General features: G+C 62.7%; 16 protein-coding genes and 1 pseudogene. 15 read left to right on the top strand and 2 right to left on the bottom strand.

Annotated elements, in window-relative coordinates:
* Window positions 1-220 (top strand): annotated as a pseudogene (locus JHD07_RS15295) (acyl-CoA dehydrogenase); the annotation flags it as partial.
* A gap of 162 nt (window positions 221-382) precedes the next feature.
* The gene (locus JHD07_RS15290; RefSeq protein ID WP_291623567.1) at window positions 383-1324 is read left to right on the top strand and encodes an acyl-CoA dehydrogenase family protein; all 942 of its coding nucleotides are present in this window, start codon (window positions 383-385) and stop codon (window positions 1322-1324) included.
* Here the strand turns inward: JHD07_RS15290 and JHD07_RS15285 are convergent.
* The gene (locus JHD07_RS15285) at window positions 1321-2151 is read right to left on the bottom strand and encodes a helix-turn-helix domain-containing protein (RefSeq protein WP_291623565.1); all 831 of its coding nucleotides are present in this window, start codon (window positions 2149-2151) and stop codon (window positions 1321-1323) included. The genes JHD07_RS15290 and JHD07_RS15285 overlap by 4 nt on opposite strands.
* 216 nt (window positions 2152-2367) lie before the next feature.
* On the opposite strand from JHD07_RS15285, the gene JHD07_RS15280 reads away from it, so the two are divergent.
* Entirely contained in the window at window positions 2368-2568 is a 201-nt protein-coding gene (locus JHD07_RS15280; RefSeq protein ID WP_291623563.1) for a hypothetical protein, read from the top strand.
* Window positions 2569-2728: 160 nt separating this feature from the next.
* On the opposite strand, the gene JHD07_RS15275 is transcribed toward JHD07_RS15280, so the two are convergent.
* Window positions 2729-3535 carry an enoyl-CoA hydratase-related protein gene (locus tag JHD07_RS15275; protein WP_291623561.1) on the bottom strand — a complete coding sequence of 269 codons (807 nt, stop codon included), beginning with the start codon at window positions 3533-3535 and terminating at the stop codon, window positions 2729-2731.
* Between the two features lie 109 nt (window positions 3536-3644).
* On the opposite strand from JHD07_RS15275, the gene JHD07_RS15270 reads away from it, so the two are divergent.
* From JHD07_RS15270 to JHD07_RS15215, 12 genes are all read left to right on the top strand, one after another.
* Window positions 3645-4424, top strand: coding sequence for a helix-turn-helix domain-containing protein (locus JHD07_RS15270; protein ID WP_291623560.1), 780 nt, complete (start codon window positions 3645-3647; stop codon window positions 4422-4424).
* A gap of 137 nt (window positions 4425-4561) precedes the next feature.
* On the top strand, window positions 4562-5308 hold the full coding sequence (locus JHD07_RS15265; protein WP_291623558.1) for a dienelactone hydrolase family protein: 747 nt from the start codon (window positions 4562-4564) through the stop codon (window positions 5306-5308).
* A gap of 84 nt (window positions 5309-5392) precedes the next feature.
* Entirely contained in the window at window positions 5393-6553 is a 1161-nt protein-coding gene (locus JHD07_RS15260) for an ABC transporter substrate-binding protein (RefSeq protein ID WP_291623556.1), read from the top strand.
* A gap of 31 nt (window positions 6554-6584) precedes the next feature.
* Window positions 6585-7466, top strand: coding sequence for a branched-chain amino acid ABC transporter permease (locus tag JHD07_RS15255; protein WP_291623554.1), 882 nt, complete (start codon window positions 6585-6587; stop codon window positions 7464-7466).
* Between the two features lie 2 nt (window positions 7467-7468).
* A complete protein-coding gene (locus JHD07_RS15250) occupies window positions 7469-8503 on the top strand; it encodes a branched-chain amino acid ABC transporter permease (protein ID WP_291623552.1) in 1035 nt (344 codons plus the stop codon).
* Window positions 8484-9269, top strand: a complete 786-nt coding sequence (locus tag JHD07_RS15245) for an ABC transporter ATP-binding protein (RefSeq protein ID WP_291623550.1) — start codon at window positions 8484-8486, stop codon at window positions 9267-9269. Before JHD07_RS15250 ends, JHD07_RS15245 begins: the two co-directional genes overlap by 20 nt.
* Window positions 9259-9972 (top strand): ABC transporter ATP-binding protein, encoded by a 714-nt coding sequence (locus tag JHD07_RS15240; protein WP_291623548.1) that lies wholly within the window; start codon window positions 9259-9261, stop codon window positions 9970-9972. Before JHD07_RS15245 ends, JHD07_RS15240 begins: the two co-directional genes overlap by 11 nt.
* 37 nt (window positions 9973-10009) lie before the next feature.
* On the top strand, window positions 10010-11233 hold the full coding sequence (locus JHD07_RS15235; protein ID WP_291623546.1) for a CoA transferase: 1224 nt from the start codon (window positions 10010-10012) through the stop codon (window positions 11231-11233).
* 13 nt (window positions 11234-11246) lie between these two features.
* Window positions 11247-12317, top strand: coding sequence for an acyl-CoA dehydrogenase family protein (locus tag JHD07_RS15230; RefSeq protein ID WP_291623543.1), 1071 nt, complete (start codon window positions 11247-11249; stop codon window positions 12315-12317).
* Between the two features lie 11 nt (window positions 12318-12328).
* Window positions 12329-13486, top strand: coding sequence for an acyl-CoA dehydrogenase family protein (locus JHD07_RS15225; RefSeq protein WP_291623541.1), 1158 nt, complete (start codon window positions 12329-12331; stop codon window positions 13484-13486).
* A 26-nt stretch (window positions 13487-13512) separates the two neighbouring features.
* Complete coding sequence (locus JHD07_RS15220; protein WP_291623539.1) at window positions 13513-14289, top strand: enoyl-CoA hydratase/isomerase family protein; 777 nt, start codon at window positions 13513-13515, stop codon at window positions 14287-14289.
* A 7-nt stretch (window positions 14290-14296) separates the two neighbouring features.
* Entirely contained in the window at window positions 14297-15034 is a 738-nt protein-coding gene (locus tag JHD07_RS15215; RefSeq protein ID WP_291623537.1) for an amidohydrolase family protein, read from the top strand.
* Window positions 15035-15196: the final 162 nt, after the last annotated feature.

Here is a 15196-nt window from a genome sequence, read left to right as displayed (position 1 = left end):
GACCGAAGCTGCACTGGTCAAGGATGTCGGCACGGCATTCGAGCGGGAAGTCCCGGAAGCGGTGCGGAAGCTGTTGCCGGTCGAGGCAAGTCTCGATGATGATGACGAGTATTCGCAGGCCATGGCACATGTGTTGCTGCACGCGCCATCGTTCACCATTCGCGGCGGCACGCCGGAAATCCTGCGCGGGATGATTGCCCGCGGTCTTGGCCTGCGCTGACGGGGAAATGCCATGGAAGACATGTCCGCCATTGTGCTCGAACAGGCCGATCGCCTCTTCGCGCAGCACATCGACAAGAAGGTTCTGTCCGCGGCAGACGCGGGGCATTGGCCTGATGCGCCATGGCGCGCGGTTGAAGATGCCGGCCTGCCGTTGGCGCTGGTGCCGGAAATGAAGGGCGGGGCGGGGCTTGCCCCGAACGTTGGGGCAAACCTGATCCGCAGATCCGCATTTCATTCCGTCCCGCTGCCTCTGGCGGAGACCATGATCGCCAACGCGCTCTGGACCGACGCCGGCGGCGACGTCATCGCGGGCGCGGTGACGCTTGCGCCGGTTAATCCGCAGGATCGCATCACGATCGTCTCGGGTGCGGCAGGTACGACCTTGCAAGGTATCGCCCGGCACGTCGCCTGGGGCCAGCAAGCTCCGACCGCGCTGGTCCTTGCACACAACGCAAATGGCAAAGCCTTCCTCTGCCGCGTGTCGACCGCCAAAGCGCGCTCGAACAAGATGCGGCGCAACGTCGCCTACGAGCCGCGCGAAGATGTCGACTTCGGCGGCGTGCAGTTGGCCGCGAGCGATGTCTTGCCGGCGCCCGCCAGTCTCGGAGCTGACGGCTTGATGCCCTTCGGCGCAGCTATCCGTGTGCAGCAGATGATCGGCGGGATGGAACGGTGCATGGACTATGCGCTGTCCTACGCCAATGAGCGCGTGCAGTTCGGCCGCCCGATCGCGAAGTTCCAGGCCATCCAGCACATGCTGGCGATTGCGGCAGGCCACTTTGCGGCGGCGTCGGCGGCAGGCGACGCGCTGACCGAGTCGCCGCGGCTGGGCGATGACGCGCTGGCCGTGGCGATTGCAAAATCGCGATGCGGTGAATCTGCCGGTCAGGTCGCGGCCCTCTGCCATCAGGTCCATGGCGCGATGGGGTTTACCCAGGAGCATCCGCTGCACTATGCCACTCGCCGTCTCTGGTCGTGGCGCGACGAATGGGGGGCGGAACCCTGGTGGCAGGACAAGATCGGCCGGATGATCTGCGCGCAAGGCGGCGAGGGTCTCTGGCCCCTGCTCGTCGACCGGCCGGCAGCCGCCGGCGCGGCCTAAACCGAGGCTGTGGGGCGGAGATAGCGCTGCAATACATCATTGAGCAGCGTGACGATCTCCGTCTGTCGCCGCGTGATATCCTGGAGTGGGCCTGAGACCGCGACCGCAAGCGCGCGGTTCCAGCCGTCGATGCCCTCGGGCAGCGGCACGGCAATCGATCCGGCGCCGGGGGTGACGAGACCGGCCGAGAAGAAGAAGCCTTCACGCCGCGTTCGCTCGACGTTTTCGAGCACCTGATTGATGTCGATCCGGGTTATGCCGAGCGCGGCTTCCGCGTTGGTGCGCGTACACAGGCTGCGGATCTCCTTGTCGCTGCTCGACGTCAATAGCGAAAACCCGGTGGCCGACCAGACCACGAGGCGCCTGGATCCGGGCGGGACATGAAAGCGCATCGTCGCACGGGCCTGCAAGACGTGGATATACTGCGCATAGATTCCGCTTCGCGCGGCGATGATGACGGTGTCGCCCGTTTTATGGGACAGCTCTTCGAGCATCCGCATCAGGCTGCCGTTTCTGACTGGGCCCTTGTCGAGCCAGGTCCCGAGCAGGGTCACGCGCGGCGAGGGCAGGAAGCTGCGGCTCTCCTGCAGATAATCCATGTAGCCGAGCTCGACGAGGCAGTTGAGCAGGATCGAGGTCGACGATTGCGGAAATCCCAGCCGTTCGGCCACTTCGGCAACGCGCGCGTCGCGTTGGATCTCGTCGAAGAACTCCAGGATTCGCAGCACACTTCCCGCCGACTTGACGGATCCCGCGGCCGGCGGGCCGTAGCTCGTCGCTTCCGTGATCTGCTCGTCCGGTGTCGCTCTCTTGCTTCTTCTGGCCATCGTCTGATGTGCCGGCTATTACGCGGAGATCCGGCAATGCCGAGCCGACCTTCTGATTTCGTGTCTATCTGACGGCAGGTTAGTCGGGTCCCGCAGGCAGGTCCAGCCGAGTGCATCGACAGGGCCGGTATCCTGTTTCAGCGTAACCGTCATGACTTCCACATCGTGCTCGGCTCAAATATACGGCGACGTTGAATGGTAGCGTCTGAGTCGCTTGTGAGTTTCCAGCTTTCGATCCTGAAGATTCTCGACGGCCAGACCGAAGGACGCGCCAGGCTCGAGGTCATCAAGCAGCACCTTGCCATCCTCTTTAAGAGTGGCCAGGAATGGACCGGACGGATGAAGCGGCTCGCCGAACGTGCGCCGGATCTTGATATCTTCGGCCAGAAGCTGGTCGTGCGCGAGCCGGACGTGTAGAACATCACCGAGGAAGGGCGCAGCTTTCTCGCGATCGTCGAGGGGTGGCGCGCCGCTACTGAAGACATCGCGCTGGCCGAGCCAAGTCCGACCGGCCTGATGACGGGGCACACGCTCGGCCTGACCCGTAGTTCCATCGAAAGACGCTCGCGTTCTCGCATCACTTGCCGGTAAAGCTTGGCCTCCGCTTTTCGACGAAATGGGCAACGCCTTCCTTGAAGTCTTCGGTTCCCCGGCAGATTGCGACCTCCCTGTTCGCGAGCTGCGTCGCTTCGGCGAGGGTTTGTCGCGGGGCTGCCGTAAGTTGCTGCTTGATGATGCGCATGGATCGGGGCGAGCAGAGATTGGCAAAATCCGACGCGGTCTGCTGAACTGCCTCGCGAAAGCTGTCTGCCGGCAGCATCCTGACCAGGCCGAGCCGGTCGGCTTCCGCGGCCTCGACCACGCGCCCCGACAGCAGCAGGTCCGCGGCGTTCATCGGTCCGATGAGCTGACGCAACATCCAGGCGCTGCCGTGCTCTGCGATCAGGCCGCGCCGGGCAAAGGACGTGGTCAGCTTCGCGCCTGCCGCCATGAAGCGGAGATCGCAATACAGCGCGATGCAAAGACCAACGCCCGCGATCGCGCCATTGATGCCCGCAATGATCGGCTTGGGAACGGCGAGGAGATAGCTGTATCGCTGCGCCTGATCGTCGTCGCTCACCGGGGGAGCGATCGGTACAGCGGCGGCCGCGCTTCCCAACGACGCATCCGACAGGCGGCCCATGTCGGCGCCCGCGCAGAAGCCCCGGCCCGCGCCGGTGATCACGATCGCGCGGACCTCGTCGTCCTCGGATGCGATTGCCAACAGGCGGCGGAGCTCGCTCTCCATCACCGGAGTCCACGCGTTCATCTTGTCCGGCCGGTCGAACGTGATCGTCGCGACCCGATCGGACACTTCGAACTTCATCTGCTCGGCAGAAACCATGGTCGCCCTCCGTTTGGTGAGTATTTTAGCAAGGGCCGAGTACCCGCGAAATAACTTTCGCTCATGAGAAAATTTTTCTATCTATGTGAAAATACCAAGCGAGGAAAGCATGTCCAAAGAGGTCATCAAGACGGCCCAGCGATTGTTCGAGATCCTGGAATATTTCGACGAAATGCAGCGTCCCCTGAGTCTGAAGGAGGTTGCGCTGCGCTTCGGCTACCCCGTCTCCAGCGCTTCCGCGGTCCTCAAGAGCATGGTCGTGCTCGGCTATGTCGACTTCGATCGTTACTCGCGCACTTACATGCCGACGATGCGCATCGTGCAGCTCGGGCACTGGGTGCAGGGCGCGCTGTTCGGCGAGCGCGGAATCTCGGCGCTGGTCAACCATCTCAACAAGGAAACTGAAGAGACGGTCAGCATCGCGACCCAGAGCGACCTCTACATGCAATACATTCACGTTCAACCTTCGCCGCGTACGATCCAGTTTTCGATCAGGCCTGGGACGATCCGGCCCCTTGCCCGCTCGGGCCTCGGATGGATGCTCTTGAGCGCCCGTTCGGACGACATGATCGAGAAGCTCGTGCGCCGCATCAATTTTGAGGAGGAGGATCGGAAGAAGAAGGTCGACCTGAAGGAGCTGATGCAGAAGCTGCGCAAGATCCGCAAGGACGGCTACGTCATCTCGCTTCACACCGTGACGGCCGGAGCAGGGGTCATCGGTATGTTGTTGCCGGAGCGGCGCCACGGCCGCATCCTGGCGATCGGCGTCGGCGGCCCAGTCGAGCGGCTGGTGTCCAAACGAACGCAGATCCTGCGATCGCTGCGCGAAGGCATCGACAAATTCGTAACGCGGGAGGACAGCGCATCCGCGACAAAAACCCGCAACTGAGCTGATCCATTTTCACATATCTGTAAATTCGCACGCATATCTGTAATGCGCTGGCTTTTAGCTGCAGCCCGGCACATTCTTCCGCCCACTCCACGCCTCGAACGCGCGGGGGCAAAAATGGTAAGAAGGGTGGAGTCGTGCAGGAGAAGGTTGTCGATCTGAAAACCAAGGACGGGGTGATGAACACGTATGTGTTTCACCCGGACCGTCCAGGACCGTTCCCTGTCGTCATCTTCTATATGGACTCGGTCGGCGTCCGCGAGGAACTGTCCGACATGTGCCGGCGTCTCGCCACCGTCGGCTACTACGTTATCATGCCGAACATGTATTACCGCATGGTCCGCTGCGTCGATCTCGACGCCAACCGGCTGTGGGACCCCGCCTGCGCGGACAAGCTGGAGCTCATGTGGAAACTCAACCGACACCTCACCAACACCATGGTGATGGAAGACACCCAAGTCATGTTCGACTTCCTGGCCAACGAGCCGGCGGCGCGGCGGGGCAAGACGGGATGCGTCGGCTATTGCATGAGCGGTCGCTACGTCTATCGCGCGATGGGCGTGTTTCCCGATCGCATGGCCGCCGGCGCCTCCGTCTATGGCGCGCGCCTCGTCACCGACCAGTCGGACTCCGCGCATCTCGTCACCGACAAGATCAAGGGCGAGATCTACTTTGCGCTGGCCGAGCATGATCACTACGCGCCATCCGAGATGCTCGAGCAGGTGTCGCAGGCGATCAAGACGAGCGGCATTAACGGACGGATGGAATACTATCCGGAAGCCGAACACGGCTTCGCGTTTCCGACCCGGCGCCTCTACCACAAGGCCAGCACCGAGCGGCATTGGGAGCGCTTGTTCGATCTCTTTCAGCGCAATTTGAGTTGAGCTCGAACGTCTGAGCCGACCTGCATTCAAGAAAGCCGCCGCGGCGTCGCAGCTCGTCCGGCAGATAATCATAGGGGAAAAACGATGAAGCTTGCTTATCGCATGAAGGTCATGTTTTCGGTGGGGGCCGTCGTGGCCACCACTTTGCAGCTCGCTTACGCGCCCAGCGCGATGGCCGCCGACCCGGTAAAGATCGGCCTTGCGCTGCCGCTGAGCGGCGCGGCAGCGACTTACGGACAAGAGCTGCAGCGCGGCGCCGAATATGCAGCGGACCTCATCAATCAACGCGGCGGCATTCTCAGTGGCCGGAAGCTCGAGTTGGTCTTCGAAGACGAAAAAGGCACCCCGCAGGGCGGAGTCGCAGCGGTCCAGAAGCTGATGTCCGTCGGGCGCGTGAAGGCGATTACCGGTGGGACCAATAGCTCGGTCGTGCTCGCGGAATCTTCCGTGACGAAGAAGCGGATCCTGCAGGTGAACGCGGGCGCACAGGCCGATGCTATCACCGATCAGGGCAGCCCCTGGCTATTTCAAATCAACAATACCGTCTCGCTGAATTCGGAGGCGTTTAACGCCTATATCGTCAAGACGTTGAAGCCGAAGACGGTCGCCTACATGGGCGAGAATTCCGAGTTCAACAAAACTGTTCTCGAGAAGCTCAGGGAGAGCCTCAAGTCGGCTGGCATTGAGCTGGTCAGCACATCAACCTACGACGCGGAGACGAACGACTTCACGTCGATCCTCACCAAGATCAAGGCAAGCAATCCGGACATGATTTACGTCGCCGACGCCTATCCGGCGCGCGCCGCGCAGCTCTGGAAGCAGGTGCGCCAAATCGGCGGCTTCAAGACCGAGGTGATGTCGCCAGGCGTTGTGACGCCGGGCATGATCAAGCCCTCAGAAGGCGCCATGAACGGCGTCATCACGGGTGAGATCTTCATGGCGTCCGATCCGGGGCCGGACGGCAAGGACTTCGTCGAGAACTACCAGAAGAAGTTCAACAGTGTCCCGGGCAAGGGCGAGCTGGTGATCTTCGAAGCGATCAACCTGATTGCGTCCGCCATGGACAAGGCCGGCACCGATAGCGACTACGACAAGATCTCCAAGGTCATTCGTGAAGGCGCCTGGCAGAGCCCGCGTGGGCTGCTGAAGTTCGACGAAAAGGGCAGGGCACGGGCGCCATATTTCTACATTCAACGGGTCGAGAACGGGGCTGTCGTTCAGCTTGAGCGCGTCAGCGCGAACTGATGATCGAGCGCTGATCAAAGTAGAAGGTGCGTTGGCTTTGGAACTTCTTGCTCAAACCCTCGTCAACGGATTGGTGCTGGGCGCCGGCTATGCCGTCATCGCCGTCGGCCTTACGCTGATCTTTGGAATCGTGGGTATCGCAAACTTTGCTCATGGCGCGTTCTTCGCCATGGGCGGCTACGCCTGCTATTTGCTGACGTCGCAAGGCCTGAACTATTTGGCGGCTGTTCCGCTATCCGTCCTGATCGTCGTGATCATTGGAGCTCTGACCGAATGGATTGTCATCCGGCGTAGCCTCTACGGAGACTCGCATCACGGCTCGCTTATCGTGACCTTCGCGCTCGGTCAGGCCGCGGTGGCAGGATTGATCCTGATCTTCGGGCCGGATCCGCTTCCTGTGCCGTCGCCTCTAGGGCAGAGCACGATGCGATTTCTCGGGATCTTCGTCACTTCGCAGCGCGCATTCATCTTCGTTTGCTCGGTGCTCGTGCTCGGTGCCCTTGGCCTGTGGCTTCGCCTGAGCATCAAGGGTCAGCAGGTCGTCGCGGTTGCCCAGAACGCGCGCGGCGCGCTTTATTCCGGGATTGACGTGCCCTGGATACGCGCGCTTGCCTTTGTACTCGGGGTCGCCGCGGCGGGTCTTGCCGGTGCCCTGCTGGCGCCGATCACGACGATCTATCCGACCATGGGATACAGCGCCCTGATCGTCGGATTTACCGTCGTCATCCTGGGCGGCATGGGCAGTATTCCCGGCGCGATGCTGGGAGCGCTTCTGATCGGTGTCGCCAACGCGCTGTTCGAAACTTATGTCTCGGTCTCTTGGACGCCCGCGTTGGGTTGGGCGCTTGTCATCGCCACGCTGCTGTTCCGTCCACAGGGACTGCTTGGTCAACTCCAGCAACATCGGCACTAAGTATGGCGACCCAGGACTTCGGCACGATGATCGACAGAGAGCAGGTCGCTGTCTCGGACAAGAAAAGGTCTGGACGCACCGCGCGGGAGGCCTCCTACGTCGCCTGCGCCCTCATTGCCATCGCGGTGTTCGCTTACACCTTCACCGACCCGTTTGTGGTAACTCTGGCAGGCTATACCTGCGCGTTCGCCTTGTTTGCCTTGAGCATCAACATCATCCTCGGCGGTGTCGGCGAAGTCCCGCTTGGCCAATGCTTGTTTTTCGGTGTCGGAGCGTACGGCGCGGCGATCGGAATGGGCAAACTGGGGCTGCCTTTCGAGGTCTCGGTGCTCATCGCGCTCGTCTTGTCCGTAGTGCTGGCCGCGATCATCGGAGTCATTACACTGCGCCTGACCGGCGCGTATTTCTCGATCGTCTCGTGGGGGCTTACCGGCGTCGCCATGGTCGCGGCGACGAATCTGGAGGAGATCACCGGAGGTCCGCTCGGTCTGTTCGGCTTCCCACCGATCGAGATTGGTCCACTTCAATTGTCGGATCCGCAAACCTACTTCGCGGTCACGGCAACCATTCTTCTGCTCGCTATCCTGTTCCTCGTAGCCTTGCGCCGGTCGCCCTTCGGTGCCGCGATGGACAGTGTACGCCAAAATCCCCATCTCGCTCGCTCCGTGGGCGTCGATGTCGCGCGTGTCCGGCTGAAGGCATTCATGCTGAGCGCGCCGTTCGCTGCGCTGGCCGGCGCGCTGGCTGTTCCCTATACCCAGATCGTGACACCCGAGGTGTTCAGCGTCGCGAACACTGTGGACGGATTGTTGATGGTGCTGCTGGGCGGCGCGCAACTCGTGGTCGGCCCTGTCATCGGTGCTGCCATATTCACGTTGATACCTCAGGCGATGAACCTCGATCCGAACATAAGGATCTTGGTGTTCTCGTCGATCATCATTCTGATCATGATGTTTGCCCCCGGGGGGCTGCATCAACTGGGCGTTGCCCTGCGTGACCGGTTGGGAAGGAAGACAGATGACGATCGCAGTCGCTGAGGGTCCAGCCGTCTCGGCCCGCGATATCGTCAAGCGGTATGGCGGCGTGACGGCCCTGAACGGCGTCAGCCTCGATGTTCAGGAAGGCGAGATTTTCGGCATCATCGGTCCGAATGGCGCGGGCAAGTCGACGTTGTTCGACATCCTCTGCGGTATCACGGTCCCTACCAGCGGATCAATCCGCATCATGGGCAGCGAGATCGCGGGGATGCCGCCGCACCACATCGCGCGCTCGGGTGTCGCCCGGACCTTTCAAAGGACAGCGGTGTTCGCCGAAAGCACGGTGCTCGAAAATCTCCTGTTCGGGCGCCATGCAAGCTTTCACCACGGCGTCCTGGGCCGAATCTTCGGCAGCAAGACCTTTGCTAGGGATCAGCAGGCCTTCCAGACTCGCGTCGAGGAGGTGCTCACGCTTATCGGCCTTGACGGAGAGCGGCATCGAAAGGCGGGCGTGTTGGCCTATGGCGTGCAGCGCCGGCTCGCTGTCGGCATCGCGTTGATGTCCGATCCGAAGATCATGTTTCTCGACGAACCGGCAGCCGGCATGAACGGCCGGGAGACTGCCGACTTCATCGCGCTGATCCGTGCGATCGCGCCGGGGCGGACGATCCTGATCGTGGAGCACGACATGGCCGTGATCCGGCAACTCTGTGGCCGCGCGCTTGTCGTCGTGGACGGCAGGCCTGTCGTGGTGGACGAGCCGCATCACGTTCTCAGTCATCCGGAAGTCGTGACCGCGTATCTGGGGGCTGACGATGAAGAGTGATGGCACGCTGCTGACGGTCAAGGACGTCTCGGCGGCTTACGGGAAGGTCGTCGCGCTACGCGGCGTCTCGCTCTCGGTCAATCGCGGCGAGATCGTCGCCATCCTCGGCGCGAACGGTGCGGGCAAGACCACGCTGTTGAACGCGATCTCCGGCGTACTGCCTATCGCGGCGGGCCGCATCGAGTTCGCAGAGAAGCGCATCGACGGACGCAAGCCCTGGACGCTGAGCCGCGCGGGGATCAGCCACGTACCCGAGGGGCGCGAGATATTCCCGTCGATGACGGTTGAGGCCAACCTGAAGATCGTCGACGCGTTCGGCAGCGGCCCCGTGTTCTCGGTCGAGGACGTATTGAACATGTTTCCGCGTTTGCGCGAGCGCTATCGTCAGGCGGCCGGCAATCTCAGCGGCGGCGAACAGCAGATGCTGGCGATTGGTCGCGGCCTGATGGCGCGGCCCCGGCTGATCCTGTTCGACGAGCCGTCACTCGGCCTGTCGCCGTTCTTCTCAAAATTCGTGCTCGGCGCGATTGGCGCGCTGCGGGCCAAGGGCCTCTCGGCGCTTCTGGTCGAACAGAACATGCGTGCGGCGCTTAAGATTGCTGATCGCGCCTATGTGCTGAGGGTGGGCTCGATCGTGCGCGAGGGATCGGCCGGCGAGATCGCCGACGCCCCCGACATCCAGGAGGCGTATCTCGGCGCTTAGCTGAGATAGCCGTTGCAAGGAAATTCGAGAAGGACACATGCTGGGTCGACGCAATCTTCCGCTCGATGGCCTTACTGTCATCGATCTTGGTCAGGTCTATCAAGGGCCGTACGCAACCTATCTGATGGCCAAGGCCGGGGCCATGGTGATCAAGATCGAGCCGCTTGCCGGCGAGCCGGTTCGACAGCGCGACAGCGTCAGCCGCGGCTCAGGCGCGCCTTTTGCGATGCTGAACGGCCACAAGAAGTGCATCACGCTCGATCTGAAATCCGCCAAGGGCAAGGAAATCCTCAAGCGTCTCGTCAAGGACGCCGACGTTCTGCTCGAGAACTACGCGCCCGGCGTGATGGATCGTCTCGGCATCGGCTGGTCGGTGCTGCACGAGCTCAATCCCCGGCTAGTTTACGCCTCGGGGTCCGGCTACGGACTGTCGGGTCCGGACAAGGACAATCTGGCGATGGACGTGACCGTTCAGGCCGTGTCGGGACTGATGAGCGTCACCGGCTTTCCGGACAGTCCGCCCGTAAAGGCCGGCCCGGCGCTGGTCGATTTCATGAGCGGTATTCATCTTTATGCCGGCGTAATGACGGCATTGTACGAGCGGCAGATCACGGGCGTCGGCCGGTTGGTGGAAGTGGCGATGCAGGAAGCCGTGTTTCCCGCGCTCGCTTCCAACCTTGCCTACATGTACGACATCGGCCGGGCGCCGCCGCGCACTGGCAATCGACACGGCGGGCTCTCCGCTGCGCCCTATAATGTCTATCCGGCAAGCGACGGCTACATCGCGATCATCGCGACCAACGACAAGCATTGGTCCGCCCTGCTGCAAGCCATCGGGCGGACCGAGCTCGCTGATGATCCGCGTTTCCGGGACAAGGTTGCGCGAGTCCGCAACATGGACGAAACCGACCAGCTGATCGCGGACTGGAGCTCGAAGATCACCCGCGAGGAGGCCTGCGCAGCGCTGGCGAAATTCAAAGTGCCGTCCGCGCCGGTACGCGACCTCGAAGAGGTCTGCAACGACCGGCACATGCATGCGCGCGGCATGCTCGAATGGATCGAGCATCCGCAGTTCGGGCGGATCGTGATCCCGGACAGCCCGATCCGCATCCACGGCGCCGACAGATTGCCTGCCGCGGTGTCAGCCAGATTGGGGGCGAACACCGACGAGGTACTGTCATCGATGCTCGAGATGTCGGATCCTGAGATCTCCGCGCTGCGAACCGAGGGCGTGATCGGGCCACGCCCTCCATCCACCTAACGAGAGAATGACGATGTCAGCTTCTGAAACCCTCGTCGTCGAAACCGCCGCGCGTGTCCTGGCGGATCTGGCCGATCCGCAGACCATCGTGCAGCAGCGCGACGACGCCTGGAAGGCGCCGCTCTGGTTGTCGCTTCAGGAAATCGGACTGGACCTCGCCTGGGCCTCCGAGACCGGCGGCGGTGCTGGCGCGTCGCTCGCCGATGGCTTCGGCATCATTCGCGAGGCCGGCCGCGCGGCCTTGGCAGTGCCCCTCGCGGAAACGCTTCTGGCCGGATGGCTGCTCGACCGTGCGGGCCTGACTGCGCCGGGCGGCCCGATGACGGTGGCGCCGGTACGGCCGAAGGATCATCTCACGCTCGACAAGGCTGGCCGCGTCAACGGCCGGGCCCGCATGGTGCCCTTTGCCAGCGATGTCGAGCATCTCGCCGTGCTGGCGACTGGGGACCAGGGACCGTTGGTCGCTCTGGTCCGAACCGCCGATTGCAAGCTGAAGCCCGGCAAGAGCCTCGCGGGGGACGCGCGCGACACCGTGGAGCTCGCGAACGTTCTGCCGGTTCACAGTGCACGCTTGGAGGAGGCGGGAACACAGGAGAAGGACGTTCTCCTGCTGATGGGCGCAGCGGCGCGAGCGCAGCAGATTGCCGGCGCTCTGGACAGAATTCTCGAACTCTCGGTTCTTTATTCGCAGCAGCGTGTCGCGTTCGAGAAGCCGATCTCAAAATTCCAGGCGATCCAGCACAGTCTCGCGCGGCTCGGCGGCGAGGTCGCTGCGGCAGCGTCCGCTGCGGCGTCCGCTGCCGATACGATCGCCAACACCGGCTTCGATGACGCCGCCGCGCTGCTGGAGGTTGCTGCGGCCAAGATTCGCTGCAGCGAGGCCGCTGAGGTCGGGACCGGCATTGCCCATCAGGTGCACGGCGCGATCGGCTTCACCGACGAGCATATCCTGCACCGGTTCACGCTCCGTCTGCTGTCGTGGCGGGATGAGTTTGGTGACGAAACGTTCTGGAGCCTCAAGCTCGGCGAGCTCATTGCGGCCAGAGGTCCCCGGGAACTCTGGCCCCTGCTGGCCTCTCGCTGAAAGGAGCCGCGATGTCCCTCATCCATTTCGACGCCATGCGCCTGCCAGCTCGTTGCCAGGAACTGCGCAAGGAGGTCCGGGCGTTTCTGGAGAGCGAGATCGCCGCCGGCACGTTCGATCCTGACAGGCCGGAGGTCGGCGACAAGAACGCGGATGAGTTCTCCCGTCGTGTCGGTGCGAAAGGCTGGATCGGAATGACTTGGCCCAAGAAATATGGCGGTCAGGAGCGCAGCTTCCTCGAGCGCTATGTTGTGACCGAGGAAATGCGGATCGCCAATGCTCCCGTGCGGCGCTTCTTCGTCGCGGACCGGCAGAGCGGCCCAACTCTCATTCGTTACGCCCATGAAAAGATCAAGCAAGACGTGCTGCCCCGGATCATCCGCGGCGAGCTTTTCTTCTGCATCGGCATGAGCGAGCCGAACTCGGGCTCGGACCTGTTCGCAGCGAGCACGAAGGCGACCAAGACGGACGGCGGCTGGCTGATCAACGGTACGAAAGTCTGGACCAGCAGCGCGCACCTTGCGGACTATATGATCGGCCTGTTCCGGACCTCGGGTTCGACCAAGGAGAATCGGCGACATGGCCTGACCTCGTTTCTGGTCGACATGAAGACGCCCGGCATCACCTGCCGGCCCATCGGCCAGATGAGCGGCCAGCGCGACTTCAACGAGGTCGTGTTCCAGGACGCCTTCATTCCGGATGATCATGTCATCGGCGAGGTCGATGGTGCCTGGAAGCAGGCTACAAGCGAGCTGGCTTACGAGCGCTCCGGGCCGGAACGGTTTCTCGAGACTTACGACGCGCTGCTCGCGCTCACCAATGCGGCGGGTGCGAAGCCGGATGTCCGAGTGACCGTCGGTATCGGGCGGCTGGTCGCGCAGCTGCACACTTTGCGCCGCATGTCCGTCTCGGTGGCGGGGATGCTCGAAGCAGGCCGAGAGCCCGTCGTCGAGGCCGCGATCGTTAAGGACCTTGGCACAGTCTGGGAGCAGGGCCTGCCGCATCGGGTGCGCGAACTCGCTTCGCTGCTCGACCTCGAGGACGACGAAGAGGATGTATTCCGCAACCAGCTCGACTTCGAGCTCAAGATCGCACCGAAGCTGACGATCCAGGGCGGCACGACGGAAGTCCTGCGGGGCATCATCGCGCGCGGACTTGGACTTCGCTGATTAGGACAAAAGGAATCTGACGCCATATGAGCACTGATATCGCAGTTACTTCGCAAGGCCACGTTGCAATGATCGAGATCCAGCGGCCGCCGCTGAATTATTTCGATCTCCAGCTCATCCGCGACATCGCCGACGCACTCGACAAGATCGACGCGAACGCCGAAATCCGGTCCGTCGTCCTTGCCGCGCAGGGCAAGGCGTTCTGCGCCGGAGCGGATTTCAATACGCCGGCCCGGGACGCGCCGGCCAATGGCGACCAGCGGGACAGCGGTCACCTCTATATTGAGGCCGTGCGCATCTTCCGGAACAAGAAGCCGATCGTCGCAGCAGTGCAGGGCGCCGCAATCGGCGGCGGCTTTGGCCTCGCGATGTCGGCGGATTTCCGCGTGACCTGTCCCGAGGCCCGGTTCGCCGCGAACTTCACCCGTCTCGGCTTCCATCCCGGCTTCGGACTGACCGTCACCCTGCCGGAGGCCATCGGCAAGTCCAACGCCGAGCTGATGTTCTACACCAGCCGGCGCGTCACCGGGGAACAGGCGCTGGCGATGGGATTGGCGAGCGTCTTGGTCCCTCAGGATAAGGTCCGCGCGACCGCCATGTCGCTCGCGCAGGAGATTGCCGAATGCGCGCCGCTCGGCCTGCTGTCGACCCGAGCGACCATGCGTGCCGGGCTTGCGGACCGCGTCAAGACGGCGACGGATCATGAACTGACCGAGCAGAACCGCCTGCGCGCGACGGATGATTTCCGGGAAGGCGTCAAGTCCACGGCGGAACGGCGATCCGCAAATTTCACCGGCAAGTGAGAGCGCCATGACGGAAAAGCTCGAAAAATTCCCAGACGGGAGTTGCGATTGCCACGTCCACATCTATGGGCCATTCGATCGTTTCCCCGTCGACTATTCTGGAAAATTTGCCCCGAAGCAGGAATTCCCGGTCGAGATGCTGTTCGACGTGTGGAAGTCGATCGGCATTTCACGCGGCGTCATCGTCCATGCCGGCAATGCCGGCTCGGACAATGAGGTCACGCTCGAAGCCCTGAAGCGCTTTCCGGACAAGCTGCGCGCGGTCGCGATCCTCGATCAGCACGTCACCGACAAGCGGCTGGACGAATTGACTGATGCCGGCTTCAAGGGCGTGCGCATCAATCTCCTGTATCAGGACGGCAAGCCCGTGTTGTCGGGCGGCGGCATGAACCTGGACGACCTGAAGGCGTTGGCGCCGCGCATTGCCGAGCGAGGCTGGCATGCACAGCTCTGGATCGAGACCGGCGACCTGCAGCAGCTCGCGCCGGAGATCGAAAAGCTGCCGCTCGACTTCGTCATCGACCATCAGGGCCGCACCATGGCGGACAAGACCGTCAACTACAGCGGCTACCAGTGGTTCTGCGACCGCGGCCTCAAGAGCGGCCGCTATTGGTGCAAACTGTCCGGTGCGGACCGCAACACCCGCATCGGCAGCCCGTACAAGGACACCGAGGACTTCATGAAAGCGCTGGTCGCCGCCAACCGCTTCCATCGCCGCGCCAACCATTTTGACCCTAGCCTCTAGATCGCCGGCCGCAAAAGCGGCGGCATCGATTCCTATATTTTTCCATGCCTCACTGCCATCGTTGGCGGCCTTGGACGCCGCGACGCCAGCCTTGCGCATGGCGCTTTCCACGTTCTCCAAACTGGCGCCTACCTGATCTGCTGCACCGCCAATCCGTTGCAC

The organism is Bradyrhizobium sp., assembly GCF_016462955.1.
Lineage (GTDB): Bacteria > Pseudomonadota > Alphaproteobacteria > Rhizobiales > Xanthobacteraceae > Bradyrhizobium.
This window is presented reverse-complemented; position numbering and strand designations above follow the sequence as displayed.

Excerpts from the sequence above, each read along its gene's own strand:
- JHD07_RS15285 (WP_291623565.1), bottom strand. The coding sequence starts at position 2,151 with ATGGCCAGAAGAAGCAAGAGAGCGACACCGGACGAGCAGATCACGGAA.
- JHD07_RS15275 (WP_291623561.1), bottom strand. The coding sequence starts at position 3,535 with ATGGTTTCTGCCGAGCAGATGAAGTTCGAAGTGTCCGATCGGGTCGCG.
- JHD07_RS15270 (WP_291623560.1), top strand. The coding sequence starts at position 3,645 with ATGTCCAAAGAGGTCATCAAGACGGCCCAGCGATTGTTCGAGATCCTG.
- JHD07_RS15260 (WP_291623556.1), top strand. The coding sequence starts at position 5,393 with ATGAAGCTTGCTTATCGCATGAAGGTCATGTTTTCGGTGGGGGCCGTC.
- JHD07_RS15250 (WP_291623552.1), top strand. The coding sequence starts at position 7,469 with ATGGCGACCCAGGACTTCGGCACGATGATCGACAGAGAGCAGGTCGCT.
- JHD07_RS15245 (WP_291623550.1), top strand. The coding sequence starts at position 8,484 with ATGACGATCGCAGTCGCTGAGGGTCCAGCCGTCTCGGCCCGCGATATC.
- JHD07_RS15240 (WP_291623548.1), top strand. The coding sequence starts at position 9,259 with ATGAAGAGTGATGGCACGCTGCTGACGGTCAAGGACGTCTCGGCGGCT.
- JHD07_RS15235 (WP_291623546.1), top strand. The coding sequence starts at position 10,010 with ATGCTGGGTCGACGCAATCTTCCGCTCGATGGCCTTACTGTCATCGAT.
- JHD07_RS15230 (WP_291623543.1), top strand. The coding sequence starts at position 11,247 with ATGTCAGCTTCTGAAACCCTCGTCGTCGAAACCGCCGCGCGTGTCCTG.
- JHD07_RS15225 (WP_291623541.1), top strand. The coding sequence starts at position 12,329 with ATGTCCCTCATCCATTTCGACGCCATGCGCCTGCCAGCTCGTTGCCAG.
- JHD07_RS15220 (WP_291623539.1), top strand. The coding sequence starts at position 13,513 with ATGAGCACTGATATCGCAGTTACTTCGCAAGGCCACGTTGCAATGATC.
- JHD07_RS15215 (WP_291623537.1), top strand. The coding sequence starts at position 14,297 with ATGACGGAAAAGCTCGAAAAATTCCCAGACGGGAGTTGCGATTGCCAC.